The sequence below is a fragment of the Streptomyces sp. NPDC002130 genome, from assembly GCF_040296465.1.
Taxonomy (GTDB): domain Bacteria; phylum Actinomycetota; class Actinomycetes; order Streptomycetales; family Streptomycetaceae; genus Streptomyces.
Map to the genome: position 1 here is coordinate 1 of NZ_JBEOXI010000868.1, position 1,388 is coordinate 1,388.

Annotated in this window: 1 protein-coding gene; it reads left to right on the forward strand. The window is 60.9% G+C overall.

Annotated elements, in window-relative coordinates; genetic code table 11:
• Positions 1 to 720 precede the first annotated feature (720 nt).
• Positions 721 to 1,388 (forward strand): DUF4331 family protein (locus ABT116_RS46465; protein ID WP_351647273.1); only part of this gene is annotated, 668 nt, incomplete at its 3' end.

Genomic DNA, 1,388 nt, shown 5'->3' on the forward strand with positions numbered 1-1,388 from the left:
ATCGGTAATATTCAACGCCCACGTAGATCGATCGACCTGAGGTGTCGGCCCTGTAGACAACACCGGGAAGTCGTGCGTCTCGTGTTGCCCCGGCGGGAGGCGCCCGCCGCCACCGTTGCTGTGCCCGGCGCCGAACCCCCTGCTGATCACGCTCATATCCGCTCCTCGGATCTCGTTTGCTTGGTGGATCGTGGGAGAACCTCTCCGAGCTGGTCGAGCAACTCTCAGAGGAAACCTCGTACAGACCACATGACGAAACGTGACTCAATCTGCGTAACCTCCTCCCGCAAGGCGCGACCATATTCGATTGTGGAGAGTCGAAGATTACTGCACTTTGGACCCCTGAGTCCATTCCTTGAGGGTCGCGTTGGGGGTGGCCACCGGCAATCTGAGGGAGGACCGCTCGAAATTGCATCCGCGAGAGCGTCTTACGTCGTTGCCGGCCACGTCTACGGTTTCTGGGAATGCTGCCGTTGCTTCGGGTGCCTGGACGGTGATGGTCCGTGCGGTGTAGGTATCATCACTGATCAATCCTCAGAGCTATCCACGACAGCCCGCCATCCCCATTGTACCGGTTGGTACGCAGCTGGGCTCGCTTTTTACCCGATTCGCTGCATCCGGCTCCTGTTACCGCAAGCTGCCGCTGTTGATCGACTCGTCCATTTGAAACCGCTGGCTACATGCCACGACTACGTAACGCCCGGCAAGGAGGCCCTCCCTATGTCCCACCACTTCGACACCCCCACTGCCCGAGAAGACCCCCGCCTCGACCTGTGTGACTTCTACCTTTTCGCCGGCACCGAGGACACGACGGTGATGGCGATGACCATCAATCCCACTGCCGACGCGGACACGGTCGCACCGTTTCGAGACGAAGCTCTCTATGTCTTCCGAATCGACACCGATGGCGATCAACGCGAGGACGTCGCGATCAAATTTCGCGCCGGCGAAGTCGTCCACGTCTCCACCGATAAGGGTGAGGCTCACGCACAGCGCATCGAAGTTCGCTACGCCACAGGGGAAGACGCCACCAGCGGGGCAGGCGGTGAGGTCATCGCAGTCGGTACGACGGGTTCGACGATCCTGGGCAGCGACGGCGTTCGGGTATTCGCCGGCGTCGTCCAGGACGTCTTCGGTGGCGACGCTGCCGCGCTCGCGAAGTTCCAAGCCGCATTCGCTCGTGGCACCTATGAACCCGAGGCGTTCGACAGCCAGGTGAACTTTTTCGCCGGCAGAACGGTGGGGGCGATTGTCCTGGAGGTGCCCAATTCCATGCTGAGAACGTCAGGCTTGCTGCATGCATGGCCCACCGTCTCCCTGATAGGTCACGCACCCGAACAACAGGTGGCGCGCTGGGGCTTGCCGTTGTTCAGCCACCTTTTTCTCAG